The sequence below is a fragment of the Pseudoalteromonas sp. JB197 genome, assembly GCF_002332205.1.
Classification (GTDB): domain Bacteria; phylum Pseudomonadota; class Gammaproteobacteria; order Enterobacterales; family Alteromonadaceae; genus Pseudoalteromonas; species Pseudoalteromonas nigrifaciens.
Window position 1 is genome coordinate 686,946 of record NZ_NRGZ01000001.1, and the last position, 25,220, is coordinate 712,165.

Consider the following 25,220-nt stretch of genomic DNA (forward strand, 5'->3'; position numbering starts at 1 on the left):
AATATGAGTTTAACTAAAAGTATATCGGCCGATGCAGCTACGTTAACAATACATATAAAGGGTAAGTTTGACTTTAATTTAGTGCAATCTTTTCGCCAAGCGTATGCGCAAATAGATAAAAGCATTACTAAAGTAATTATCGACCTAAGGGAAACCGATTACATGGACAGCTCAGCATTAGGTATGCTGCTAAATATGCAAAAAAGCATAGATACACAGGTCAATAAATTTGAGATCAGCAACTGCCAACCACAATTAAAAAAAATATTACAAATATCTCGGTTTGATAAGAAGTTTGATATTAACTAGGGCCTGTTGACCTTTCAGGATTAAAATTTGTTCTATCTAGGGGCGATTAAATCGCGGCGCGAGGTTTGTAACCTAGTGGGCTAAGTAAAAACCGAACAACAAAGAGTTAATCGTCCCTAGAAAGAACCCAAAGGGCAGCGCATGTTTGGCATTTATGCTGCGTTATCGCCTATTTATGGGGAATAACCACACTACATAGGCTCTGCTTTGCCTAAATACCAAACATACTGCTGCAAATTTAACCTCGAAAGATAAACAGGCCCTATGATGCATATTTTAGTTGTTGATGATCAAGCCCTTAACCGAATATTACTGCAAAGGCTATTAACACAAGAAGGCTATACAGTTTCTTTGGCGTATAATGGTGTTGCCGCTCTAAAGATACTCGCGCAAACCCCAATTGATATTGTGCTACTTGATGTAGTAATGCCTATTATGGATGGCTTTGAAACGGCAAAAATAATAAAACAACGCTTTAACGATATTCATTTACCTATTATTTTTATTACGGCACTGGATGATCACGCCAGCTTTGAGCGTTGTTTAGCGGTTGGCGGTGATGACTTTATTCAAAAACCGTTCGAAAAAGTAATTTTACACGCCAAAATTAAAGCCCACTGCAGAACCCGTGAATTAAGTAAAAAGGCTAACCAGCAAAAAATATTACTTGAGGAGCATCAAAATCAGCGTGAGCGAGAGTATGAAATTATTGAGCATATTTTTAATAACTCCCTCGAAAATCAAGATCAATTTAAAACCCACCTCGATTTTAATTTATCGCCTGCCACCATGTTTAACGGCGATATGTTTTTAGTCGCGCAAAGTCCTATAGGTAATTTATATTGCATGTTGGGTGATTTTACCGGTCATGGTTTAGCGGCGGCAATAGGCGCTTTACCTGCATCGCGTGTGTTTTACACTATGGTTAAAAAAGGTATGGCGTTACACGACATTGCCCGCGAATTAAACTTATTATTATACAATTTACTGCCCGGACATATGTTTTGCGCTGCAACTATTATAGAGCTAAGTGTATCTGGTAAAAGTATATCGGCATGGCTAGGCGGACTTCCCGATACTTACTTAATAGATAAGCAAGGTAACCTTAAAAAAACGCTCGAATCGCAACATATGGCATTGGGTATATTAAACAATCAAGAGTTTGAACATGAGGTTATTCACTTTGAAGTAAATGAGCAAACACGGCTTGTACTTGCAACCGATGGCATAATTGAAACAACGAATAAACAAGGTGTTTTTTTTAGTGAACAACGCTTTATCGAAACCTTAAAAATGAACCCGATGATCAGCAGCGAAAACATCGTTAATAGCGTAAGTCAGTTTGCTGATGGTACTAAACAACAAGACGATATAAGCATAGTGTTACTCAATTGTTTACCACTAAGTGTAAAGCCGGAACCCAGAGAGGCATTTTCTAAATTAGCGTTTAATATGTCATTGAGTTTAGATTCGAAGCAAATAAAAAACACCGATCCGGTTTATGATTTAGTAAATATGCTCAGCAGTATTAGTGGTTTAAAAGCACATAGCGCGAATATATTTTTACTCCTATCGGAGGCATACAATAATGCGCTTGATCATGGTGTACTTAAATTAGACTCACAATTAAAAACTCAAGATGATGGCTTTTTTAAATATTACAAATTGCGCGCAAAAAAACTTGCAGAACTTAGTAATGCAAAACTCTCTATAGATGTAAGTTACTGCCCTGATAGCTTGAACTTATACTTTATTATTTGCGACAGCGGCTGCGGGTACACTCACCAGCAAGATACCCTATTTAATGACGCAGCTGAGTTTGGTCGCGGGCTGTCACTGCTTGACGAAATAGCACAGAGAGTGACTTATAACAGCAGTGGGAACCAAGTTGAAATGTGTTATAAGTTGAGCTAGCACTGTAAAAAAATCCATGCTAATATTTGCACACTATAGAAGTATGGATGGCCAAATGATTAGTTCCTATTTACAACAAGCACAACTCAGTGCTGACACCCGTTTAATTTCAGCAGAGCTAACAGCGCTTGAACAAGCACTTGCAAGCACTAGCTTGCCTGAAGTTCGCTGGCATTATCAAATTCCACAGTTAGGTGAGGGCGGAGCATGTAGTTTATTTGGTTATCTGCAAGATGAACCGTTTAAGTTAACTACTTACGTAACTAACAATGAGCAAACGCACACTAAGCTTGCTAACTTACAGGCTATTGTAAACTACATACAGCAGCAAACTGGGGTTGATTGGTATGGTATTTATCAAACTCACGATACTGCACAGGGTAAACAGCTTTTAAAGTTAGCTTATCATGGCGCGCCAAGTAGGCCGCTTTTTCCGCTTACAGCCGATTTTGCCGCGGGCAGTAACAACGTGCAAGTTGCGCTCTCTAAAACGGGCCGTATTATTAATAATGTTGAGCAATACTTAAGCCAAGGAGGGGAGTATTATACTTGCGACCCAAAGGTTAAGTCTGAGGTGTGCTTACCTTTATTTAATAGGAGTGGTGAATGCGTAGGAATTATTGATGCTGAGGCGTTCCATAATGGTTTTTTTGATGAAAAAGTACTCGCAGTCCTAATTGCATGCTGTATTAAAATTCCTCAATTTTTAGTTTAAATAACAAAAATAGACTATGTTGAGGTTTTTAATAATGATTTTTTGCATGCACAAGGCATTAACTGTATTAATGGCATGCTGTATTAAAATTCCTCACTTTTTTGTACCAATAACACTAGTCAACCTAGCGTGTTTTTATGATAAGCTTAAGCTCACACCAACCCCCTAAATAATGATAAGAGATAGTCAATGTTCTCAGTATTAAAACCATTACCCACAGATCCTATTCTTGGCCTTATGGCGGCCTATAAGCAAGATACTAACCCTAATAAAATTGATTTAGGTGTGGGTGTCTATAAAGATGAGCTAGGCAATACACCGGTACTTAAAGCGGTAAAAAAAGCAGAAGCGTTTCGTTTAGAAAATGAAACCAGCAAATCTTATATTGGTTTAGCGGGTAATTTAGATTACTGTCAAAAAATGGAAAGCTTACTATTAGGTGAGCACAAAACATTACTAGCTAACCGTGTACGTACGGCGCAAGCGCCAGGCGGTACTGGGGCATTACGTGTTGCTGCTGAATTTATTATGCGTTGTAATCCAAAAGCAACAGTGTGGGTAACTACGCCAACATGGGCTAATCATATTAGCTTATTTGAAGCAGCGGGCTTAACAGTAAAAGAATACCCTTATTACGATTACGAAAATAAAGACTTATTATTTGATGAGATGATCAACACACTTAAGCAAGTGCCTAAAGGCGATGTGGTTTTACTACATGCGTGTTGTCATAACCCAAGTGGTATGGATTTAAACGAAGCACAGTGGAAGGTAGTTGCTGAGCTTGCAAAAGAAGTGGGCTTTACGCCGCTTGTTGATATTGCATACCAAGGTTTTGGCTCTTCACTAGAAGAAGATGCACGTGGTTTACGTATTTTAGCTGACGCAGTTGAAGAGTTAATTATTTGTTCTTCATGTTCTAAAAACTTTGGTCTTTACCGCGAACGTATTGGTGCGTGTTCACTAATTGCAAAAGACAGCGCAACTGCTGATATTTCAAACTCAGTATTACTTAGTGTTGTACGTAGTATTTATTCAATGCCGCCAGCGCATGGTGCTGACATTGTAAATACAATTTTAAGCAGCACTGAGCTTACGCAAATGTGGCATCAAGAGCTTGATGAAATGCGTAGCCGTATAAATGGTTTGCGTACACAAATTAAAGAAACACTAGCGACTAAAGACATAGCGCAAGACTTCTCGTTTATTGAGCGTCAGCACGGTATGTTTTCTTTCTTAGGAATTAATAAAGAGCAAATTACTCGCCTACAAAAAGAGTACGGCATTTATATTGTTGGCTCAAGTCGTGTAAACGTAGCGGGCGTGAGTGATGCAAATATTGAATACTTTGCAAATGCAGTTGCCGACGTATGTAAATCATAATAGTTAACCTGAACTCTGGTTAAGAGATTTACTAACATATTGAATCATCGTTATATTTAATTTTATTTTCTCTAGCCAGAGGTTTTCAGTGAAAACAAGGCGAATTTACGCGTCAATAGCTGGCCTATTGCAAGTAAATTCAACGCAGTTAGCGCTGAAAACAGCTGCTTGAGATAAGTTTATTATCCGGAGCTCAGGTTAGTTAAATTATTTAACTAAAAAACCGCACAACCTTAGGTTAGTGCGGTTTATTTTTGCCTCGTATTTAGAGCCTATGCGTCTATTAAATCTTCAACGCCAACAATCAGCCAAGGTGCATCAGTAAGCGTTAAACGCTCTAAATGCCAAATTTCTAAAATAGGTTGTTCTTGTTTATCTGCTAAATCGCGATACTTACCTTTAAAGCGTACGCTTACTTGCCACTTGTCAGTCAGCGTATCTGCGCGTACTAGTTCTGCATCTATAAACATCACTTCAGTAGCTACGCTTGTAATTGCTTCGCGCTCTGCTTTAAATTCGGCCACTAATTCAGGGCTTAAATACTCAGCCATAGTGTGATAATCAGCTTCGTTCCACGCATTTTGTAGTGTGTGGTAATGCTCACGAGCACCTTGTAAAAAGCCGTTTGTATCAAAGCCAGGCGGTAAGTTAAAAGGCACATCGTCGCCGTGCGCAGTACTAGCAAATCCTGTACTTGTTGTTTGTTCATGCTCAATAGGTGCTTGTTTAAATGCATTTTGTGACATGCCAGCACTGGCCAGTTGAGGCGACTGCCTTGCGCGCATAAAGCCACGAACAAGTTTAAATATTATAAAGGCTGCACCCGCAAGTAAAATCATCTCTAGCAACTGAAACCCTTCAAAATCACCACCTAACATAGCAGCAATTAAGCCACCAGCAAGCAGTCCACCAAATACACCCGCCATAATGCCTTTTTTATTAGATGCTGGCTTTGCCGCAGGCGCAACTGCCTTGGTATCTGTTTGTTGCTTTTGTGCGGTTTGTTGCGTAGCTGGAGTTTTACCACGTTTGCTACTACCAAACTTTTTACGTGCTTGTGCATCAAAGCTTGCAGTCATTAGCAAGGCCAACAAAGATAAAATAACGACAAAATTCTTCATGAAAATCCTTAAATAAAATAAAGTGTCGATTATACCTATAGAAATATTATTTACTTTAAAAATCAGTTGGCTGGTTGGTAATATTTAAGGGGCAGGAGTGAAATTATTAAATATTAAGCGCACCACTTAGCTGGTCTAAGCGGTGCGAGAAGCTACAAGGTTACAGCCAGCGAATAGCGCCAGAAACACGTTCATTATACATATTCACCGGCGCACCTAAGCTGGCAATTAATACGGTATCGGCTTGTTGGCCTCTATTAATATGGCCTTCAAATCTGTCATCATGAAAGTCATCAGAGCCCATTTCAAACACTTTATTTTTAGTCGGCACAATAAATACCGTCATAGGGCCAAAGTCAGATTCAAACACTAAATGTATGCCTTTCTCCCCTTTAAAGTCACAAAACATAGCGTAAGTAATTTTACCGGGTAGCTCACTTAATTGTCCGCCAAGTAAGGCGAGCTTTTCATTCACGCTTTGCAGGCTAATTGCTTGTGTTTTATCGAGAGAATTTATTTCGTGATAAACGTGGGCTAAAGCATGCTCACCTGCGCCATAGGTATTTTGCTCAGAACTAAAAAAGAATGCACTTATAGTAACAACAAACGAAGCGGCTAGGGCTAAATGTACTCGGTCAAACTTAAAGCGCGATCGCGATGCAATAACGTTTTTATTAGCCGGTATTTGCGCTTGTTGCTGTGCTTTTTCTTTTAAAGAGGTGTTTAAAAGAATTCGCTCGGCTAGGTTTTCAGGTACCGGAACGTCATTAGCTGCACTTTGTAAATATTTATCGAAATCTTTCATGTCGTTAATAAACCGTTGTCGCTCTGAGTTGTCTTTAGCAAACTCGGTAAGCTCATTGTCAATATCGTTTGGCTGCGCAATAGTGCGGCGACGAAACTCAAGCTCATCCATTATTTTGATGCCCCTTTAAGTTGCTCATCATCACGGCTTAAAGCCTCTTTAAGTTGGTTTCTAGCACGGTATAGACGTGTCATTACCGTGTTTTTATTTAAATCGAGTATATTTGCAATTTCTTCGCCTGAGCAGCCCATTACTACTTGCAGTAATAACGGCTCTTTGTATTCATCAGGCAAGAGTGCAATTTGGCGTTGAATAACAGTTTGCTCCATTTCATCGTCTAAAGAGTGGCTGCTTTCATCAACCAATAATTCATCTTCTATATCGCTATAATCAAATTGTTTGCGCTCAAATCGTCGCGCGTTTTCGCGACGTAAAATCGTAAGTAACCACGACTTTGCTGCTTTTTGATCTAGTAAAGAGTCGAGCGAGCGCCAGGCACGCAAAAAAGTCTCTTGTACTAAGTCATCGGCAACATGTGGATCACGGCATAACCAATAGGCAAAGCGGTAAAGCTCTTTATGGTAAACATGAACCAAGGCTTCGTAGCGCTTTTGCTTTTGTGCCATATCAATTAAGACCTGATTATTCGATTTTTTATTTCCAAACATAAGTTCTTTTTTTAGTTAAATATTATTTAATGTAATAAAAGGCCTATACGCATTAAAATTTAATGGTAAAGGTCTTTTAATACAGCTTGTTGCGACTTTAATGTTTGAGCCTGATACTTTTTAAGTAATTTAACTATAGCTGTAAGATCGCTGGTTGTTTTTTTATTACTGTATAATTGTGTTTGTAACTGCATCACGTTATTAGTTAGTTCTGCATCATTAATAGCACGGCATAAAGTATCAATAGCGCCCATATTTTGCTTAGTTACTGTTTTTGCATATATATTTAATGCGCTATAAAACATTTTTGCATCGTTTTTATTTGCTGCATGTAATAAGTTTTTCAAACTAGGCAGCGCGTGTGTTTTGTCAGTTGTAGTTGCTACATGCGCATTATGAGTAGAACGGCTTAACCAATAAAAAATTGCAGTCACAATCCATAATAAATAGCCCAGTGCAGCAACAATTATTAACCATAATGGTGTTGAGCTTTGTACTTGCAGCGGATTAGTTGCATCTATACTATTTTGTCCTGCTGCTTGGTTATTGGTATTTTGCGAATCATTTATAACCACAGGATTAGCAGCATTGCTACTAGGGATCACAGTAATAGTGCGCTCTGGTAAAGTGGCAAAGCTAATACGATTTATTTTAGTGTTGTACCAAGGCAGTTTTATTTCGGGCAGCGTATAAGTGCCGGGTGTTTGTGGTAACAAAGCATAAGAGGCAATTTGCTGCGATACTACACGGCCATTACGCACCGCATTGTTATTTTCTTTTTGATCTGGGTAGCTACGGATCCCTGTAATATCGGGCATTGATATTTCGGGGAGTTGTTCTTTGGTTACACCAAGTGCCGTTAAGGTAATTGTGCGTGTGATAGGAGTGCCTACCTCAACAGTATTATCCTCTGGTTGCCATTGCTCATCTAAACTTACTAACTCACTAGGCAGCCAAGCGCCATTGTAATTACTTGGAATAGGCTTTATTTCTATTTGCTGATCATTGCCAAGTGCCGATACTTCTAACTGGCGGTAATTTTGTTGCACACGGCCTTGAAAAGCTGGGCCGGCAATAGTGTAGTCACCACTTTTTTGCGGCTGAATTAAATACTCTCGGGTAATTACTAAGTAACGTTTACCGTCAACGAGTTCATAATCTTCCGTTTGTTTACCTAGTTGGCTAAGTTGTGCATTTTCCATGCTAGGCGTGCCTAAACTGCCGTCGAGTAGCTCTTTGGCTAAATAAAGTTTAAGCGTATAAACACCGGCTTCTTGTACAAACAAAGATTTACTTGAGAGCGATGTTTTTAAAAATATATCGTTATTTTTATCGGCATCAGCTGCGCGCTTGGCTACTTTTAAAGTAATAGGCTGCGAGCTAAGCCCTGCAACAGTAAACGACGGTATAGTGTATTCACCTTCACGGCGGGTCATTAGTTTAACCGACCAGGTAGTTTGCTTGTTCATACTGCCATTTATAATATTGGTGCGAGTACTTAAGCTAGTAGGGCCAACCACAAAGCTTTTTAACAGCATTGAGGTATCGGGTTGTTCATCTTTAATTGTGTCGTCTACTGTAATATTAAGAATAAAAAACTCACCCGCTAACACCGGGTTTTTATTTACACTGGCTTCGAGTTTGGTGGCAGCCATCAATGGCATCGCACTTAATAGCAATAAACAGCAAAATAATCGCATTACCATGACTTTTCTACTCCTGTGGGGCGACGTTGATATTGTCTTTTTTGGGCTTCTAATTGCATTTTGTTCCGTAATAAAATAGCGGGATCGTCGGGCACTTTTCGCAGTAACTGATTAAGCTGCTGTGCTTGTTCTTTTTCTTCGTTAGTCAGCTCACTGGCTTGTACTGCTTGCGCTTGTTGCTCGGCAGTTTGTTGTTGCTCGTCGGGCACAGGTTCGTTTGCAGCCTGTGGCTCACTTTGTTGCTCAGCGTTATCATTTGGCTGTTCGGCTGGTTGATTTTCACTTTGCTCGTTTTGCGGCTCAGCTTGCATGTCAGGTTTATTTTGTTGATCAGCTTGCTCTTGTGCTTGCTCAGAGTCTTTATCCGATTTATCGTCACTGTTTTTTTCACTGTCGCTTTGCGCTTCGCCTTGCTCATCATTTTGTTGCTGATCTTGCTTGGCTTCATCAGAATTTTGCTGTTGGTTTTGCTCATCACTTTTTTGCCCGTCTTGTGATTCGTCACCGCCTTGGTTTTGTTGCTCTTGCTGCTGATTCAGTAATTGCTCAACCAGTGCTTGGTTGTCTGCGGCTTGTGTAAAGTTAGGGTGTAATGCTTGAGCTTGTTGATAAGCATTAATTGCTTCCTCTAGCTTGCCCGCTTTAGCAAGTGCGTTACCAAAGTTATAAAAACCGGTTGCCGATTTATCATCACTAAATTGATTAACCGCGGCCTCAAAGTTCCCTTGCTGATAAAGCGCCGCGCCTTTTAATTGGCTCGATTGGGCTGTTATTGCTTGCTCATAATCTTTATTGTTATAAGCATCAAGCGCTCGCTGATCGGTGTTTTTTAAAACTGTGGGCAGCTCTACGGCATACGCATTTTGCTGTGGTAAAAAGCTAAACACTAAAAACACACTCAGCAAAGCCGCACGTCTAAATAAATAAAGGCTTAAAGGTAGTAGCAGTAACAAGCCATAAATACCGGCGTCTATACGCCAAAGCGCATGGTTTTGTTTTTCATCTTTTAACAACTCACCATTAGCGCTAGGTGCAAAAACAGCAATGTCGGCGCTACTTGGCTGATAACTAGCAAATTTACCGCCGCTGTTTGTAGCTAAACTTTTTAGCTGGCTGGTATTAATAGTCGGCACTACAATTTGCCCGTAGTGGTCTTTTAAAAATCCGCCTTCGGGTAGTTTAATTGGCGCACCTTGGGCGGTGCCTACACCGTAAATATTTAATCGGTATTGGGTGTTTTTAGTAAAGGTGCTCACCTCACTTTGCTCTTGCTGATCAATGCCGTCGGTTATTAAAATAATATCGCCGTCTAGGTAACCGGCTTGTCCTAATAGCTCTTTTGCTATATCAAGGCCAGCTAAAACATTAGAGCCTTTGTCGGGCATTATTTCTGGGCTTAAGCTAGGTATTAGGTTTTCAAGTGTAGTGGCGTCGTTGGTTAGCGGTGAAATGGTATAAGCACTGCCAGCATAGGCAACGAGCGCTGTGTCACCTTCTTTAAATAAATCAATCATATCGAGGGCTTTAAAACGCGCCTGCATTAATCTATTTGGTAAAATATCTGTGCTGTACATAGAGTACGACATGTCCATAACAATAACGCGAGCATTTTTGCTTTGAAACACAGGTACTTGTTTTTCTTCAAAGCTGGGGCCGGCACTAAATATAATCCCTAAGCTGCAAAATAGCGCTAGTAACCAAAGTGGCTGGTTAGTTTTAGTGCTTGCGTCGCTCATAATAAACTGTGCTAAATGCGGTGCAATTAGCTGCTCATTGCTGGCTTTTTTGCCCTTAATTAAGGCAACAAAAAATAACCCAACTGCGGGTATGAGTAACCACAAAATAGCAGGGCGAATAAATTCAAAATCCATTAGTTAGGCTCCTTTATTGCGCGCAGGGTTGTTAACATTACTTTTAAGCTAATTAATAAAATAGCGATTAATAACGGCAAGTAAAATAATGAGCTTTGCGGGCGAAAGGTTTGCTCATCTACACTAATGGGCTCTAATTTGTCTAGTTCGGCATAAATTTGCTGTAAACCGGCTACATCTTTAGCTCTAAAGTACAAGCCGCCAGTTTGCTCGGCTATGCGTTTTAATAACCCTTCATCTATAGTGTCGCCGCTCATACCGCCCATATTAAATAAACTAAACCCACGAGGATTATCTGAGCCAACGCCAATGGTATACACTTTTATACCAGCATCGCGGGCAAGCAGTAGGGCTTCTTCGGGTTTTAAATTACCCGCAGTGTTTTGCCCGTCGGTTAGCAGCACCACAATACGATTGCTTTTATCTTTGTTTGCAAAACGTTTTACCGACAACCCTAAAGCATCGCCAATGGCAGTGGCGCGGCCAACTAAACCAATTTGTGCCTCAGAAAGCATTTTACTTACGGTTTTTACATCACGCGTAAGGGGGGTTTGTAAAAAGGCGGTGTCGCCAAATAAAATAAGGCCGAGCCTGTCGCCTTGGCGCTGCTCTATAAAATCAGTTAATACCGCTTTAACCATAGTTAAGCGGTCAACATATTGGCCATTGTAAGCCATGTCTTGCTCGGTCATAGAGCCTGATAAATCAACCGCCAGCATTATATCGCGGCCTTCGTTTGGCATTGAAATAGGATCATCTAACCAAGTAGGGTTTGCCGCAGCTATTACCAGTAATAGCCATATAACCCACTCGAACGGAGTTAAGCGCCGTGCATGAGCTTCAACGCTTTGGCTGGTTAAGTTATGTTTGGCAAAGCTTGGGATCCGCAGTCGAGTGTGTGCATTGTTTACAGCCGGTTTTAGTAATAATAGTAATAAAGGCAGGGGGAGTAATATAAACAGCCATGGCCAGCTAAATTCAAACATTAACCACTTCCTTTAACTTAAATTGCTTAATTGCTTGGCGAAACTTATTTTCTAGCGCGCTATTGTTTTGCTCAAGATTATAAACACTGAGAATTTCTTGTTCACTAAAACTTAATCCGGTTAGTGTATTAAGCGTATTACACCACTGCTTGGTAGATTGCGTAGCAAGGCGTTTATCGTAATAGGCAATGACTAAGCGTTTTAAAATAATATGTAATTGCTGAGGATCAGTGTGCTGTTGGCTTAAATTAACCGCGAAGCGTTTTGGTTGTTTAAATTTATAACGCTTATAAGCCATATAAATTGCGGCGCTTAGCAGCAATAACAAAACGGCAATAATAACCCACCAAGCAGGGGCAAGTGGCCACCAATTTACTTGGCTTGGCGCTATTATGTCGTGTAGGCCATCAAGTGGAGACGTTTGCATGGTTATTTTCTCACTAATTGCAGCTCAAGCGGTGTGGCTGCATTGAATGATATTAAATTAAGACCCGATTTAGTTAAGCGATTAAAGCGTGTGCTAAATGCCTGTTCGGCATTTTTAGCAAAGCGCGCTCTAAAACTGCTATCCATAAGTGGTAGGGCAAAGTCTTGGCCATTGGCGCTTACTGTAACGGCTTGTTTAAATGCCGGTAACTGATGTTCAAATGGATCGCTTATGTGGCAACCAATTAGCTCGCAGTGACGGCTTAGTATTTCGAGCTGTTTAAAGCTGGCGTCGTCTAGGGCATTAAAGTCAGAAATTAAATACACTAAACTACCGGGTTTAGCCAAATGGTTAAGGCGCTTTAAGTTATCGCTAAAGTTGTTAGTGGCTTGCTCGTCAATTGCGTTAAGGGCTTGCTGGTGGCTATCACACAAATTATGACACAGCTTTAATACCGCTTTTTCACGGGCGCTGGGCTTGAGCTCTAAATGAGAGTGCTGATTAAATACAATGCCACCAATACGGTCACCACGTTGGCAGGCCGACCAAGCAACTAATGCGCTAATGTGCGCGGCTTGTACCGATTTTAATAACAACTGCGAGCCAAATAGCATCGAGTTTGAAAAATCAGTAAAAATAAACACTGGGCGCTCTTTCTCTTCTTGAAAAAGCTTAGTGTGTGTTTCGCCAGTGCGCGCAGTTACACGCCAATCAATAGAGCGAATATCGTCGCCTTGTTGATAGTGGCGTACTTCGGCAAACTCCATACCACGGCCTTTATGCGGCGCAAGGTATTGCCCGGTTAAGGTGTTTTTAATTTTTACTTTAGGAGCCAGCTCCAGCAATTGCGCTTTGGCTTTGTAATACATCAGCTCTTTAAGCGCTAAATTTACACCGTGGCTATGGCTTTGTGCAAGCCATGCTTGGGGATCTAATGGTGTTTGCATAAGTTACGGTACGGCTACAAGTTCAACAATACGGCTAATTACCTGATCTTTAGTAATGCCATCGGCTTGGGCTTCGTAACTTAAAATAATACGGTGGCGCAATACATTATGTACTACTGCCTGAATATCGTCGGGCGCTACAAAGTCGCGGCCTTGCAACCAAGCATGCGCACGGGCACATTTATCAAGGGCAATAGTGGCACGTGGGCTGGCACCAAACTCAATCCAGCTACCTAGTTGTGCATCTAACTTAGCGCCTTCACGGGTAGCTATAATAAGCTGCACTAAATACTGCTCAAGTGGTGGTGCTAAATAAAGGCCTAAAATAGCTTTACGAGCGGCAAATAAATCGCTTTGACTAATTTTTTGCATTACTGCTGGTTGCTCGTTTAATGCTTCGCCTCGGGTTAAACGCAGTATGTCTAATTCGTGCTCTGCGCCGGGGTAACCTATACTCAAATGCAGTAAAAAGCGGTCAAGCTGCGCTTCAGGAAGCGGGTAAGTGCCTTCTTGCTCCAGCGGGTTTTGTGTGGCCATTACTAAAAATAGCTCACTTAGCGGATAAGTATTTTTACCCACAGTTACTTGGCGCTCTGCCATGGCTTCTAATAAAGCTGATTGTACTTTAGCTGGGGCACGGTTTATTTCATCAGCTAAAATAAGATTATGAAACAGTGGGCCTTTTTCAAATACAAACTCACTGGTTTGCTGACGATAAATATCAGTACCAGTAATATCGGCAGGGAGCAAGTCGGGCGTAAATTGCACCCGCTGAAACGAGCCTTCAATGCCTTTAGCTAAGGCGTTTACGGCGCGCGTTTTTGCAAGGCCAGGAGGGCCTTCTACTAATAAGTGGCCGTCAGCTAAAATGGTAATAAGTAGCGCTTGAGTAAGCTCTGGCTGGCCAATAATTTGTGTATCTAAGTACGTTTTTAATTGTGAAAATGCGTTAGCTGCCATAATAAATAGACTGTCCTCGTCAGCTGGAATAATACCAAAGTTATTTGGGTACGAAATACTGACCTAGTTATAAGGTTTAAAATTGGATAACTCAAGAGTTAGACTGTATTTTTAAAAATAGTTCGTTATTTATTAACGACTTTTAGCCTATCACAAAACTTTGTAAATGCGTCTAAAAAAGCCTATTGTAGTACTTATATAGTAGGTCTTAGAGAATTTTATTTGCCTACTAATCGATAAATTTCAGTTTATCTATTGGCTTTAGTACACGGGTTGTTTAGAATCGAGTAAAACAAACAGGTCAGACCTGTCAGCGGGAGCATAATTAATGTCTGAGCAAAACATACTTAAAACACCAAAAGGCGATCGTATAGCCATAGTTAGCGGCCTACGTACACCTTTTGCCAAGCAAGCAACAGCGTTCCACCATGTACCTGCACTTGATATGGGTAAACTTGTGGTTAACGAAATGCTTGAGCGATTAAATTTCAACAAGTCAGAAATTGATCAACTTGTATTTGGTCAGGTAGTACAAATGCCAGAAGCACCAAATATAGCACGCGAAATTGTATTAGGTACTGGCATGCCGGTATCGGTTGATGCGTATTCAGTATCACGTGCCTGTGCGACTAGTTTTCAGGCTATTGCCAACGTTGCTGAGTCTATTATGGCCGGCTCTGTTACTGTAGGTATTGCTGGTGGCGCCGATTCTTCATCGGTACTACCCATTGGCGTGAGCAAAAAATTAGCAGGCAGTTTAGTTGATTTAAATAAAGCGCGTACCTTAGGTCAGCGCTTAAAAATATTTTCAAAATTGCGTTTAAAAGACTTATTGCCAGTGCCTCCTGCGGTTGCAGAGTACTCAACAGGCCTTTCAATGGGGCAAACTGCTGAGCAAATGGCTAAAACACATAACATTAGCCGTGAAGATCAAGATGCATTAGCGCATCGCTCGCATTCATTAGCAACCCAAGCATGGGCAGATGGAAAATTAAAAGATGAAGTAATGACGGCGCACTTACCGCCATATAAAAGCTTTATTGAAGAAGATAACAACATTCGTAAAAACTCAACGGTTGAAGGCTACGCTAAGCTTAAGCCAGTATTTGACCGCCATCACGGTACAGTAACTGCAGCAAACGCCACCCCATTAACCGACGGTGCAGCTGCGGTATTAATGATGAGCGAAAGCAAAGCAAAAGCACTGGGTTACGAAATCCTTGGTTATGTACGCAGTTTTGCGTTTTCAGCCATTGGTGTTGAAAAAGATATGCTTATGGGTCCAGCTCATGCCACGCCTATCGCACTAGATAGAGCGGGTATTACCCTTGCCGACCTAGACTTAATAGAAATGCACGAAGCGTTTGCATCGCAAACACTCGCTAACATGAAAATGTTTGCCTCAGATAAGTTTGCGCAAGAGCACTTAGGTCGCAGCAAAGCGATTGGCGAAATTAACATGGATAAGTTTAACGTATTAGGTGGATCGCTTGCTTATGGACATCCATTTGCAGCAACCGGTGCTCGCTTAATTACGCAAAGCTTATACGAGCTTAAGCGTCGTGGTGGCGGTTTAGCATTAACAACAGCCTGTGCTGCAGGTGGTTTAGGTGCAGCTTTTGTATTGGAGAGTGCGTAATGTCAGATTCAGTATTTAATTTAACGGTTGATGAAAATAAAATCGCCGTAGTAACTATAGATGTGCAGGGCGAAAAAATGAATACCCTGCGCAGTAGTTTTGCCGATGATTTAAAAGCCTTACTAGCCGAAGCTAAACAGCAGTCTGTAAAAGGCATGGTATTTATTAGTGGTAAAAGTGATAACTTTATTGCTGGCGCTGACGTTAAAATGCTTGATAGTGTGCAAAAGCGTGAAGATGCTTTAGCTATTAGCGAGTTATGTCACCATGCATTTTTTGACATGGAAAACCTACCTTTCACTACGGTTAGTGCTATTCATGGCGCTGCTTTAGGTGGTGGATTAGAGTTTGCATTAGCCTGTGATTATCGCGTAGGCACCGACAGTAGTATTACCATAATTGGTTTGCCAGAAGTGCAGTTAGGTTTATTACCTGGCGGTGGCGGTACTCAGCGTTTAACTAAAATAATTGGCATTCAAAAAGGCTTAGAATGGATGCTAACTGGTAAGCAAATTCGTGCAAAGCAAGCTAAAAAAGCCGGTGTATTAGATGATTGCGTACCACATAGCGTGCTATTAAAAGTAGCGAAAGAATTTGCCGCTAAAGGCAAAGCACCAGCTAAAGAGCCAAAACTCGACACCGTGAGCAAGTTGCTAGAATCAAATCCGTTTGGCCGTAACTTTATCTTTAAAAAAGCAAAAGAAAACGTCATTAAACAAACGGGTGGACATTACCCTGCGCCACTTTTAATTATTAAAGCAGTACGTGCAAGCGTAGAGCTCGATAAGCTAAAAGCGTATAAAACCGAAGCTGAAAGCTTTGCAACGCTGGTAATGAGCGATGAATCAAAAGCGCTGCGTAGTGTATTTTTTGCAACCACAGAAATGAAAAAAGACTGGCGTAACGACGACGCACCAGCAATTAACAAAACCGCAGTGTTAGGTGGCGGACTAATGGGCGCAGGTATTGCGCACGTAAGTGCCGTTAAAGCTAAAGTACCGGTACGTATTAAAGATGTAGCAGAGCAGGGCATTAGTAATGCAATGAGCTACACCTATAAAATTTTAGATAAGCGCTTAAAGCGCCGCATTATGTCTAAAGCCGAAATGCAGCTAACAATGAGCCGTATTACAGGCGCTACCGATTACAGCGGTTTTAAAAATATAGATTTAGTAATTGAAGCGGTATTTGAAGATCTTGAGCTTAAACAAGGCATGGTTGCTGATATAGAGCGTGAATGCCAAGAAAATACTATTTTTGCAAGTAATACCTCGTCATTACCTATTTCGCAAATTGCAGCTCAAGCTCAGCGCCCTGAAAACGTGATTGGTTTACATTATTTTTCACCAGTAGAAAAAATGCCACTGGTAGAAATTATTCCACACGCAGGCACCTCAAAAGAGACCATTACTCGTGTGGTAAATTTTGCGCGCAAGCAAGGTAAAACACCTATTGTAGTAAAAGATACCGCCGGCTTTTATGTAAACCGTATTTTAGCGCCTTACTTAAACGAAGCGGCTAACTTAATGCTAGCAGGCGAGCCAATTGAAAAAATTGATGCAGCCTTAGTTGAGTTTGGTTTTCCGGTAGGTCCACTGGCATTACTTGATGAAGTGGGTATTGATATTGGTTCTAAAATTGCGCCAATTTTAGAAAAAGAGCTAGGCGAGCGTTTTAAAGCACCCGATGCATTTACTCGTATGATAGAGTCAAAACGCCTTGGTCGTAAAACTGGTCGTGGCTTTTATGAGTACGATAAAAAAGGCAAAAAGGTTGATGAGTCAGTTTACGAACTACTAAACGTTACCCCAGCTCCACGTTTAAATAAAAGCGAAATTGCCAAACGTTGTATCGCACAAATGCTAAATGAAGCGGTTCGTTGTTTAGACGAAGGCATTATTGCCAGCCCGCGTGATGGTGATATTGGTGCTATTTTTGGTATTGGTTTTCCACCGTTCTTCGGCGGACCATTTAGCTATATGGATAAACTAGGCGCAAGTAAGATAAGCTCAGATATGTCTACATTAGGCAGTAGCAATGCAATTTTCACCCCTTGCGACACCCTTGTAGCAATGACAGAGTCAGGTGCTAAGTTTTATGCCGCTCAGCCAAGCACAGAGCCAACAGGTGAGTCAGAGCCTGCAGAGCAAGCCACTGACGATGCTGCAGCGCCAAGTGCTAAAGAATAAGTAAATTAGCATTTACTAATAAAAACCGCATTTTATATGCGGTTTTTTTATGGCTAAATTATTTAAGCGAAAGCCTATTAAAAAGTTTACTAACCACTCAAATTATTAAACTCACTAAATATCACTCGAATAAGTAATAAACCATACCCTTAGAGAGTATTGTCTACTGCTTGAAAGTGGGTTTTTGTACTTGCTGATATTTAAAGGTAAACGCTGTGTGTTGAAAAGTGTTTTGGCATCGAGGTATATAACAGGAAGTTTGAATTTAGCTTTAGGGGGGGCTAAATATTGGTAATAAATACGCTTGAAGTACTTCAAGCGTATTTAAAATAAAATGGGATACTTAAAGATGGGCGGCGATAATTTTTTTATCTTTTTCAGGCATGTTATCTACCACTAAATCAAATGAATTATCAATCATTCGCTTAATCTCATTTTGCGGGATTGTGCCATCTAGTATTATGGTATTCCATAGGCGTTTATTCATATGATAGCCAGGGATCACTGCAGTAAACATATCTCTTAATGCTAGCGCTTCGTCGGGGTCACATTTTAAATTTAACCACCAAATAGGCTCGCCATTGGCGTCGTTATTTTCATCATTACCCAGTGCAAGGGTGGCAAACATTTTATGGTTTACCTTGTAAACATCAACTTCTTTAGAAAAAGGTTGGGTTACTTTAACTAGTGGTTTGTTAACTAAATACTCATGTACAGTTTGTTGGTCCATGATCCATTCCTTGAAGTCATACTCGATGAAACTACCATAACAGTTTTTTTAATGTTTGATTATATGTATTTTTGTAAAAATCATAATTTTATGAGTTAATCCAGTATAGCGGGGTTTTGAAGCAGTTTTAGTTGAACAAAATCTAGTTCGTGGTATGTTTCTCAGAGTCAAAAATAATAGGAATATATTCATGCCAAAGGCGAGTGAAGTTAAAAAAGGGACAGCCATTGATTTTAATGGCCGCGTTTTAGTTGTAAAAGATATAGTACGCTCAGTTCCACAAGGTCGTGCTGGTGGTAGTTTGTACCGTATGCGTTTATACGACGTAGTAACGGGCAGCAAAGTGGATGAAACATTTAAAGACAGCGATATGTTAACACTTGCTGATTTAACGCGTCGTGAAGCTATGCTTTCGTACATTGATGGTGACGAGTATGTGTTTATGGATAACGAAGATTACACGCCATATAACCTAAGTAAAGAGGCTATTAGCGAAGAGATTTTGTTCGTAAATGAAGAAACTCAAGGCGTGCACGTTATTGTAATAGATGGCGCACCGGTTGGCCTAGATTTGCCATCAAGTGTTGAACTGGTTGTGGAAGAAACCGACCCATCTATTAAGGGTGCTTCGGCGAGTGCACGCTCAAAGCCGGCGCGTATGTCTACAGGATTAAATATTTCAGTTCCTGAGCATATTTCTATAGGCGATCGCATTCGTATCAATACTGCAGAGCATAAATTTATGGGCCGTGCTGAAAAGTAAGCGCCTAATTGTTTATATTAAAAAGCCGACTTGTTCGGCTTTTTTTATTGCTGGGATTCAAATAGTAAGTGCATAGCTTTAAAAATAGTCATTTTATGGTTAAAATACGCGGCTTATTTTTACAGATTTTAGGTATTGCTTTGATTTTTGTTTTATTAAGCGCGGTGTTTATAGCGATTATGTATTTAGAGGCGATTAAAAAGGGCATGCCGGTTAAGCGTTGGTTGTTGTTAGCGGGTTTACTTGGCCCAGTTGCATGGTGTTTGTTTAATTTACATTACCGCCGTGCGTTACTGCGAAGTGTAGGTATTAACCCTTGCATATGGCGTCCTTAATTTTTTATTTCTGTTTTTTAACTTTAATTAGTGACAGCCACTTTTTTAATCTGGCTAATTAAACTAGGTACAGACTTGCTGTGCTGGAGTTTTAAAAATTCGGTAAACTCATCTTTTGATAGCGGCTTAGAGTAATAGTAGCCTTGTACTGTTTCACAGTTTAATTGTTTGAGTATTTCTATTTGCGACGCTTGCTCTACGCCCTCTGCAACCACATGTAGGTCAAGGTTATGGGCAATAGTAACAATTGAGTCGACCATATTGCGGCCGCGCTCGTTTTTCATGTCATCGATAAAGGCTTTATCAACTTTAAGCGTATTAAGCGGAAACTGCTTTAAATAGGCCAGCGAAGAGTAGCCGGTACCAAAGTCGTCCATTGCTAAATGAATACCTCGGGCGCTGAGTGAGCACATTATTGCGATAGCATCTTTAGGGTCGTCCATTACCGTGCCTTCGGTAATTTCTAGCTCTAAAAAGTAAGAGGGCAATGCATTTTTTTGTAAAATCACATCAATACGTGTTGTTAGGTCGGGTAAACTAAATTGCTTTGCCGATAAATTCACAGCAACTCTGCCATTAAATAAGCCCGCATCAAGCCACTCTTTTACATCGCGACAGGCTTTATTTAAAACCACTTCACCAATTTCTATTATTTGCCCTGTTTCTTCTGCTATTGGGATAAAAACACCCGGGCTAATAATGCCTTTTTTAGGCGTGATAAAGCGTACTAATGCCTCCATTCCCACAAGTTTACCGGTGTGAATATTCATTTTTGGTTGGTAATACACGGCAAAATGATTTTCTTTTAAACCAAAGCGCATTAGGTTTTCTATTTGCAGGCGCTTTACGGCTTCACGGTTCATGGTGTCATTAAAAAACAAATAACTATTACCTTTCTTTTTAGCGTGGTACATAGCTGTGTCGGCATTTTTTAATAGTAGTTCTGGGGTATTGCCATCTTCAGGGAACAACACAATGCCAACGCTTGAGGTAATGGCAAGCTCATGTCCGGCCATTTTAAAAGGCGTAGCAATAGCCGCTAAAAACTGTTTAGCGGTGCGGGTAATCGTATATATGTCGTTAGTATCAGACATTACCAGTGCAAACTCATCGCCGCCTAAACGATAAAACACGTCATTTTCGCGAGTGAGCTTATTTAGCCGCATAGCGAGTTTAGCTAATAAGCTGTCACCTAGTTGGTGTCCTAAAGAGTCATTTATTTTTTTAAAGTTATCTAAGTCGAAAACTAACAAAGCATGGTGCGAGTTTAGTTGCCCTAATTTTTGTAAGTCGGTAAAAAACAAATTACGGTTAGGCAGGTTGGTGGTGCGGTCTCTATTGGAGAGATTATGCAGTTGCGATTCGGCTTTTTTACGCTCGGTTAAATCAGAGTATACAACGACATAGTTAGTTATTTGGTTTTGATCATTTCTAATTTCATCAATCGAAATTTCTATGGGTAATAAAACATGTGCACTATTGCGTAATTTAACTTCTTGTTGCAGGCTATCTCGCTGGTATACGGTTTTTTTAATGGTGTTAATGTAACTTTTATCGTAGCCGGGCAAATTAAAATCTTTTTTAAGGTACTGCTCGCGCACGCCACCAAATAAGGTTAAAAAGCTGGGGTTAATATCGACTAACTTAAAGTTTTTATCGTAAATAGCCAGGGCATCGGTTAGCGATTCAACGCATTTTGCAAAAAGGTTTAAGCGCTCTTCGGTTAGCTTTAATTGTGAAATGTCGCGCACTGTGCCTGTCATGCGTAAGGGACTAAGGTTGGTGTCTTTTTCTATTATTTTGCCGCGTTCGAGTACCCAGAGCCAGCCGCCAAAATGATCTTTAATCCGATAAGTCGCTTCAAAAAAAGGAGTTTGCTGAGCAAAGTGTTTTTTAAGTAAATACTCTACTTGGGAAATGTCGCTTGGGTGAATAAGGCTTTTATTAGGCGGGAACTCTGTTGATAATATTGAATCCATTAAGTACTTATCGTTAATTCGAAGTACTTTACCGGTTTTTATATTCCAATCCCAAAGAGTATCGCCACTGCCTTCTACAGTGCTTTTTAAGCGTTGTTCAGAAAGCATAAGCTGATAGCGAGAGCGCCTAAGTTTATATATAACCGTTAGCATGTAGCATAAAACAAGCACAATAATTGCGCTTGCCGTAATTGCAACGGTATTTAAATTTAAGTTAAAAGTTGCCTCTAAGGCATATAGGCTATGCGAGGCAACTAATAGGGCTAATAGTAAGCTTATTTTTATTATTATTGTGATCATTATTTTTATTGTTTTTATAACATTTAATTTTCAAACGACAATCTAAATCAAGCGTTACTCACTGTCAAAGAGAATGCGAGTAAAGGGCCTGATTATGCGCTTTATTAGGCTTTGCAGAGCTTAAAAACTCATATCTAGGTCTATTTTCATTAAAAAGGCTTAGCGCGTATGCTTTTATATCTGCAAGGGTTAATGCATTTAATGCATCAAGCAAGCGTTGTTGCATATGAAACTCGTGATCGCGATTACCAATAGCTAACCATAATCGTTGCGAGCGCAGTCGCAGGTTTTTATCTGCTTCGGCTATATGTGTGGTTAGACCGTGCTTTTGTTGTAACCAATCTTGTGGGGTTAAATTATCGATATTGGTCAAATAGTCATGAATAAAGTTATTATGGCGCTGCAGTATTGTTTTGGCTTCAAACTTGGGTGATTGCACATAAAAAACAATGCCCGCGCGGGTGTTAAAAGGCGCGTAACCGGCACCAACCAAATAGCCTAACTGTTGCGTGGTGCGTAGTTCGTTAAAATAATCTTGATTGATTAGATGATTTAGCGCCATCATTTTTACTTTTTCACTTACACAGTCGGTTTGTGCTTGATAGTAAATAAGCATAGCGTGATCACTACAAGGCAGCGTTAACTCAAAGCGCGTTACTTTGTTAATTTCAAATAATGGCCGTGTTAAATCGGCTATTACAGCGGCGCTTTTTAAGTGCGCGGCTACTTTTTTCTGAAAACTAATTGCATCAGCTTGTTGCCAGTTACCATGTAAAAATGACTCTACATGCAGGGCTTTAAAAAAGTCTTGTCTAAATTCATTAAACTGCTGAAAACACGTGTTTTTTAATGCGTCAGCCAACTCGTCTGGCTGTGGATTCCACGGCATTATTTTTGCGCCTAACATGCTAAACAGCTCACCTACGGGCTTATTTTGATTACTGTTACGCCAATGCCTTACTAATTGCTTTTTATACTCGGCAAAACGTTTAGAGCAAATTTCTACGTTAAATAAAGCATCAATGAGTTCATCAACCAGCTCTAACTGGCTTGATGAGAGCCCCGCTGTATGTAGTGTTAACCCACCTTGATGAGACGTTAAGTGATAACTAAGTCCTGCAAGTTCGGCAGGGTAAAATTGCTCGCTAACGCTATCCATAAATAAATCAGAAAAGAGGCGGGTAAGTGCCATGTGCTTTACATCTTTTATTGCAAAGTCTGAGTCCATTGCCAAGTAAAAATGACCTTTGGCAACGCGAAAGGTGTTGTCTTGTTTAAACCAAAAATCAAAACCAGGCTCTGTGACTATTAACTCAGGTTTTGTTTGTGGCTCAATTATATCAAACAGCTCAACGTCTTTGGTTAAATAAGGATTAACAACAGGTAAGCGCATTTCATTGAGTGGTTTATTAATGTTACTTAGTGCATCGAGCCAACTAGTCGAAATTTTTTCAACCTTGTAAGGTGTATTATACCAAGCGGCTTTATGTTGAGGCTCAACCCCGGGGTGAATAAGTACCAAGCGCATATTGTGTGGCTTTAACCATTGCATGGCCATTTCATGGGTGGCGTGTTTAAAGCCTTCCATTAAATAGTCGCCTTGTAAGTAGTTAGGCTGATCGTAATGTTGCATATTAATGCTTAAGTTACTTACCCAGTCTATTAAGCGCGATTGTTCTTGGTTATCGAAGGCAATTTGCAATAGCTTCTTTTTATCTTGGTATAAGCGCGGTAGCTGTTCAATATTGTTATTAATAAGGCAAATATACTCAAAGATCATTTCAATAATATCTTCAAAGTATTCAATACCTTCATCCGTTAGTGCCATACTAATATTAAAGTCTTTAAAATTACTGCCATTAATGCCACCCCCGGCAGAAAGTGCATTTATCCAGCCTTGCTGTTTTAAAATAGAGTATAAGGAGCCCGCACCTTCATAACCGAGTAAGTGTGCAATAAAGCTCACTGTTTTGTGACGATAAAAGTCATCAATATTAGGCATTGCAAAGCTCACTATAAGCTTTTGCATATGCTTATGAGGTTCAATGTGCAGCAGTTTTCCTAGGTCTTGCGCTCGGTATAGCGGCGCACTAATTGCGGGTTTTGGTTGCTTGGCGTTACCACAAACCGCAGTAAAGTATTGTTTTGTCCATGCTTGGAGAGTGTCGAGCTCCTCATTAGCGCATATGACCAAAGTCATGTATTGAGCTTGATAAAACTGCTTAAAAAAGTCTCTTAGCTCGTCGCTAATGCAGCGCTCTCTGTCGGCTAATGTTTGTAAATTACCTACCGAAAATTTAGCAAAAGGGTGAGCCGGATTAACCGTTTCTTTATGTACTTGGTATATACGACGGCCGTCGTCTTTAATTTTTAATTTAAATTCTGCTTCTATCGCGTTACGTTCTTTTTCTGTTTCTGCAGCATTTAATAATGGCGCAATAAAAAACCGGCTAAATTGCTTTAGCGCATGTTCAAATTCTTGATTATTAATGTCAAAAAAGTAGCAAGTGTGCTCAGTTCCGGTCCAGGCATTGGTATTGCCGCCCGCTTGTGATACAAAATTATTAAAGCTACCTGAGTCAGGAAATTGATCTGTGCCTAAAAATAGCATGTGCTCTAAAAAGTGTGCTAAGCCTTGCCTATCAACAGGGTCGTCAAAATGTCCAGCATTAACAGCCATAGACGCAGCGGCTTTTGTTGCATCTTTATCTTGCACTAAGAGTACTTTTAGACCATTGTCCAGTGTTAGAGCGCGGTAGGCTCTGTTATCATTGCGACTGATATTCAAATGATGCTCCTGAAACTAAATGTTTACTTGTTAACAACAGATGATAACTTCAGGACAGAGAAATACAGCGATAAGATTTACCTGAATATCATGACAGAACTATTTAAGAAATAAATAGTGTTACCTTGTTAATATAGCGGAAGAACGGGCAAATTGGCTACTGTTTTATATTCTTTAATTGGTTGATTTATTATGAAAACAATCTTAATAATGCGCCACGGCGAAGCAACGCCAATGCAGGCCGATGATGCAGCGAGACAGTTAACCCAAAAGGGTCATATTGAAGCTGAAAAAATGGGGCTGTGGCTGGCAAAAAACTATGCACCCGATGCGCTGTTAGTTAGTCCTTACATTAGAGCTCAACAAACAGCAAAAGGGGTTGCTAAAAATAACACGTTTAAATTTAGCGAAACCTGCAAAGACATTATACCTGAAGGTAAACCGCAAATTGCAGCCGATTACATCGAAACGTTAATAGCGGCGCATCCTGCGTGTAATACTTGGCTAGTAGTGGCGCACATGCCCATAGTAAGTTATTTGGTTGATCAGTTATGTGTGGGCCATATGCCTATTTTTAATACCGGTGCAGTTGCCGTAATTAATTATAATGAGCAAACCCAGCGCAGCGAATACCTTAGCATTCATGCTCCGGGTAACGTGTAATGCAACGCGTTAGCTGATTAGC

The 25,220-nt window shown here is 40.3% G+C and carries 21 protein-coding genes; 9 read left to right on the plus strand and 12 right to left on the minus strand.

Annotation, left to right across the window (positions count from 1 at the left end):
- The first annotated feature begins 3 nt into the window (after nt 1–3).
- From CIK86_RS03210 to CIK86_RS03225, 4 genes are all read left to right on the plus strand, one after another.
- The gene (locus tag CIK86_RS03210) at nt 4–309 is read left to right on the plus strand and encodes an STAS domain-containing protein (protein ID WP_011327642.1); all 306 of its coding nucleotides are present in this window, start codon (nt 4–6) and stop codon (nt 307–309) included.
- A gap of 264 nt (nt 310–573) precedes the next feature.
- Nucleotides 574–2,223, plus strand: coding sequence for a fused response regulator/phosphatase (locus CIK86_RS03215; RefSeq protein WP_086998255.1), 1,650 nt, complete (start codon nt 574–576; stop codon nt 2,221–2,223).
- 55 nt (nt 2,224–2,278) lie between these two features.
- Entirely contained in the window at nt 2,279–2,938 is a 660-nt protein-coding gene (locus CIK86_RS03220) for a GAF domain-containing protein (protein WP_086998378.1), read from the plus strand.
- 189 nt (nt 2,939–3,127) lie between these two features.
- The gene (locus CIK86_RS03225; protein ID WP_011327645.1) at nt 3,128–4,321 is read left to right on the plus strand and encodes an aromatic amino acid transaminase; all 1,194 of its coding nucleotides are present in this window, start codon (nt 3,128–3,130) and stop codon (nt 4,319–4,321) included.
- Between the two features lie 272 nt (nt 4,322–4,593).
- Here CIK86_RS03225 and CIK86_RS03230 read toward each other — a convergent pair whose 3' ends face one another.
- The 9 genes from CIK86_RS03230 to CIK86_RS03270 form a co-directional block, all read right to left on the minus strand.
- Nucleotides 4,594–5,442 carry a Tim44-like domain-containing protein gene (locus CIK86_RS03230; protein WP_086998258.1) on the minus strand — a complete coding sequence of 283 codons (849 nt, stop codon included), beginning with the start codon at nt 5,440–5,442 and terminating at the stop codon, nt 4,594–4,596.
- Nucleotides 5,443–5,602: 160 nt separating this feature from the next.
- The gene (locus CIK86_RS03235) at nt 5,603–6,358 is read right to left on the minus strand and encodes a DUF3379 domain-containing protein (RefSeq protein WP_011327647.1); all 756 of its coding nucleotides are present in this window, start codon (nt 6,356–6,358) and stop codon (nt 5,603–5,605) included.
- A complete protein-coding gene (locus CIK86_RS03240) occupies nt 6,358–6,915 on the minus strand; it encodes a sigma-70 family RNA polymerase sigma factor (protein WP_086998261.1) in 558 nt (185 codons plus the stop codon). The genes CIK86_RS03235 and CIK86_RS03240 overlap by 1 nt, the downstream gene beginning before the upstream one ends.
- A gap of 59 nt (nt 6,916–6,974) precedes the next feature.
- On the minus strand, nt 6,975–8,621 hold the full coding sequence (locus CIK86_RS03245; RefSeq protein ID WP_086998264.1) for a BatD family protein: 1,647 nt from the start codon (nt 8,619–8,621) through the stop codon (nt 6,975–6,977).
- Nucleotides 8,615–10,492 (minus strand): VWA domain-containing protein, encoded by a 1,878-nt coding sequence (locus CIK86_RS03250; RefSeq protein WP_086998267.1) that lies wholly within the window; start codon nt 10,490–10,492, stop codon nt 8,615–8,617. The genes CIK86_RS03245 and CIK86_RS03250 overlap by 7 nt, the downstream gene beginning before the upstream one ends.
- Nucleotides 10,492–11,478, minus strand: coding sequence for a VWA domain-containing protein (locus CIK86_RS03255; RefSeq protein ID WP_011327651.1), 987 nt, complete (start codon nt 11,476–11,478; stop codon nt 10,492–10,494). The genes CIK86_RS03250 and CIK86_RS03255 overlap by 1 nt, the downstream gene beginning before the upstream one ends.
- Nucleotides 11,471–11,905, minus strand: coding sequence for a DUF4381 domain-containing protein (locus tag CIK86_RS03260; RefSeq protein ID WP_011327652.1), 435 nt, complete (start codon nt 11,903–11,905; stop codon nt 11,471–11,473). The genes CIK86_RS03255 and CIK86_RS03260 overlap by 8 nt, the downstream gene beginning before the upstream one ends.
- Nucleotides 11,906–11,907: 2 nt before the next feature.
- Entirely contained in the window at nt 11,908–12,852 is a 945-nt protein-coding gene (locus tag CIK86_RS03265; protein ID WP_086998270.1) for a DUF58 domain-containing protein, read from the minus strand.
- A gap of 3 nt (nt 12,853–12,855) precedes the next feature.
- Nucleotides 12,856–13,812: a MoxR family ATPase gene (locus CIK86_RS03270; protein ID WP_011327654.1), complete on the minus strand. Its 957-nt coding sequence runs from the start codon at nt 13,810–13,812 to the stop codon at nt 12,856–12,858.
- A 328-nt stretch (nt 13,813–14,140) separates the two neighbouring features.
- Between CIK86_RS03270 and fadI the strand changes: the two genes are divergently transcribed.
- Both fadI and fadJ read left to right on the plus strand, forming a co-directional pair.
- Nucleotides 14,141–15,451 carry an acetyl-CoA C-acyltransferase FadI gene (fadI, locus tag CIK86_RS03275; protein WP_086998273.1) on the plus strand — a complete coding sequence of 437 codons (1,311 nt, stop codon included), beginning with the start codon at nt 14,141–14,143 and terminating at the stop codon, nt 15,449–15,451.
- Nucleotides 15,451–17,640 carry a fatty acid oxidation complex subunit alpha FadJ gene (fadJ, locus tag CIK86_RS03280; protein ID WP_086998276.1) on the plus strand — a complete coding sequence of 730 codons (2,190 nt, stop codon included), beginning with the start codon at nt 15,451–15,453 and terminating at the stop codon, nt 17,638–17,640. Before fadI ends, fadJ begins: the two co-directional genes overlap by 1 nt.
- A gap of 343 nt (nt 17,641–17,983) precedes the next feature.
- Here fadJ and CIK86_RS03285 read toward each other — a convergent pair whose 3' ends face one another.
- Complete coding sequence (locus CIK86_RS03285) at nt 17,984–18,370, minus strand: MmcQ/YjbR family DNA-binding protein (RefSeq protein WP_086998279.1); 387 nt, start codon at nt 18,368–18,370, stop codon at nt 17,984–17,986.
- 190 nt (nt 18,371–18,560) lie between these two features.
- Between CIK86_RS03285 and yeiP the strand changes: the two genes are divergently transcribed.
- A complete protein-coding gene (gene yeiP, locus CIK86_RS03290) occupies nt 18,561–19,133 on the plus strand; it encodes an elongation factor P-like protein YeiP (protein WP_086998282.1) in 573 nt (190 codons plus the stop codon).
- A gap of 140 nt (nt 19,134–19,273) precedes the next feature.
- The gene (locus CIK86_RS03295) at nt 19,274–19,468 is read left to right on the plus strand and encodes a hypothetical protein (RefSeq protein WP_011327659.1); all 195 of its coding nucleotides are present in this window, start codon (nt 19,274–19,276) and stop codon (nt 19,466–19,468) included.
- 23 nt (nt 19,469–19,491) lie between these two features.
- Here CIK86_RS03295 and CIK86_RS03300 read toward each other — a convergent pair whose 3' ends face one another.
- Nucleotides 19,492–21,747, minus strand: a complete 2,256-nt coding sequence (locus tag CIK86_RS03300; RefSeq protein WP_086998288.1) for a bifunctional diguanylate cyclase/phosphodiesterase — start codon at nt 21,745–21,747, stop codon at nt 19,492–19,494.
- Between the two features lie 64 nt (nt 21,748–21,811).
- The gene (locus CIK86_RS03305) at nt 21,812–24,535 is read right to left on the minus strand and encodes an insulinase family protein (RefSeq protein WP_086998291.1); all 2,724 of its coding nucleotides are present in this window, start codon (nt 24,533–24,535) and stop codon (nt 21,812–21,814) included.
- 192 nt (nt 24,536–24,727) lie between these two features.
- Between CIK86_RS03305 and sixA the strand changes: the two genes are divergently transcribed.
- On the plus strand, nt 24,728–25,198 hold the full coding sequence (gene sixA / locus CIK86_RS03310; RefSeq protein WP_086998294.1) for a phosphohistidine phosphatase SixA: 471 nt from the start codon (nt 24,728–24,730) through the stop codon (nt 25,196–25,198).
- Nucleotides 25,199–25,220 lie beyond the last annotated feature (22 nt).

What these genes read in the sequence shown, in the direction of transcription:
- CIK86_RS03210 (WP_011327642.1), top strand. Translation starts at nt 4, where the DNA reads ATGAGTTTAACTAAAAGTATATCGGCCGATGCAGCTACGTTAACAATA.
- fadI (WP_086998273.1), top strand. Translation starts at nt 14,141, where the DNA reads ATGTCTGAGCAAAACATACTTAAAACACCAAAAGGCGATCGTATAGCC.
- CIK86_RS03265 (WP_086998270.1), bottom strand. Translation starts at nt 12,852, where the DNA reads ATGCAAACACCATTAGATCCCCAAGCATGGCTTGCACAAAGCCATAGC.
- CIK86_RS03250 (WP_086998267.1), bottom strand. Translation starts at nt 10,492, where the DNA reads ATGGATTTTGAATTTATTCGCCCTGCTATTTTGTGGTTACTCATACCC.
- CIK86_RS03235 (WP_011327647.1), bottom strand. Translation starts at nt 6,358, where the DNA reads ATGGATGAGCTTGAGTTTCGTCGCCGCACTATTGCGCAGCCAAACGAT.
- CIK86_RS03270 (WP_011327654.1), bottom strand. Translation starts at nt 13,812, where the DNA reads ATGGCAGCTAACGCATTTTCACAATTAAAAACGTACTTAGATACACAA.
- yeiP (WP_086998282.1), top strand. Translation starts at nt 18,561, where the DNA reads ATGCCAAAGGCGAGTGAAGTTAAAAAAGGGACAGCCATTGATTTTAAT.
- CIK86_RS03215 (WP_086998255.1), top strand. Translation starts at nt 574, where the DNA reads ATGATGCATATTTTAGTTGTTGATGATCAAGCCCTTAACCGAATATTA.
- CIK86_RS03260 (WP_011327652.1), bottom strand. Translation starts at nt 11,905, where the DNA reads ATGCAAACGTCTCCACTTGATGGCCTACACGACATAATAGCGCCAAGC.
- CIK86_RS03255 (WP_011327651.1), bottom strand. Translation starts at nt 11,478, where the DNA reads ATGTTTGAATTTAGCTGGCCATGGCTGTTTATATTACTCCCCCTGCCT.
- CIK86_RS03220 (WP_086998378.1), top strand. Translation starts at nt 2,279, where the DNA reads ATGATTAGTTCCTATTTACAACAAGCACAACTCAGTGCTGACACCCGT.
- fadJ (WP_086998276.1), top strand. Translation starts at nt 15,451, where the DNA reads ATGTCAGATTCAGTATTTAATTTAACGGTTGATGAAAATAAAATCGCC.
- CIK86_RS03240 (WP_086998261.1), bottom strand. Translation starts at nt 6,915, where the DNA reads ATGTTTGGAAATAAAAAATCGAATAATCAGGTCTTAATTGATATGGCA.
- sixA (WP_086998294.1), top strand. Translation starts at nt 24,728, where the DNA reads ATGAAAACAATCTTAATAATGCGCCACGGCGAAGCAACGCCAATGCAG.
- CIK86_RS03225 (WP_011327645.1), top strand. Translation starts at nt 3,128, where the DNA reads ATGTTCTCAGTATTAAAACCATTACCCACAGATCCTATTCTTGGCCTT.
- CIK86_RS03245 (WP_086998264.1), bottom strand. Translation starts at nt 8,621, where the DNA reads ATGGTAATGCGATTATTTTGCTGTTTATTGCTATTAAGTGCGATGCCA.
- CIK86_RS03300 (WP_086998288.1), bottom strand. Translation starts at nt 21,747, where the DNA reads ATGATCACAATAATAATAAAAATAAGCTTACTATTAGCCCTATTAGTT.
- CIK86_RS03285 (WP_086998279.1), bottom strand. Translation starts at nt 18,370, where the DNA reads ATGGACCAACAAACTGTACATGAGTATTTAGTTAACAAACCACTAGTT.
- CIK86_RS03230 (WP_086998258.1), bottom strand. Translation starts at nt 5,442, where the DNA reads ATGAAGAATTTTGTCGTTATTTTATCTTTGTTGGCCTTGCTAATGACT.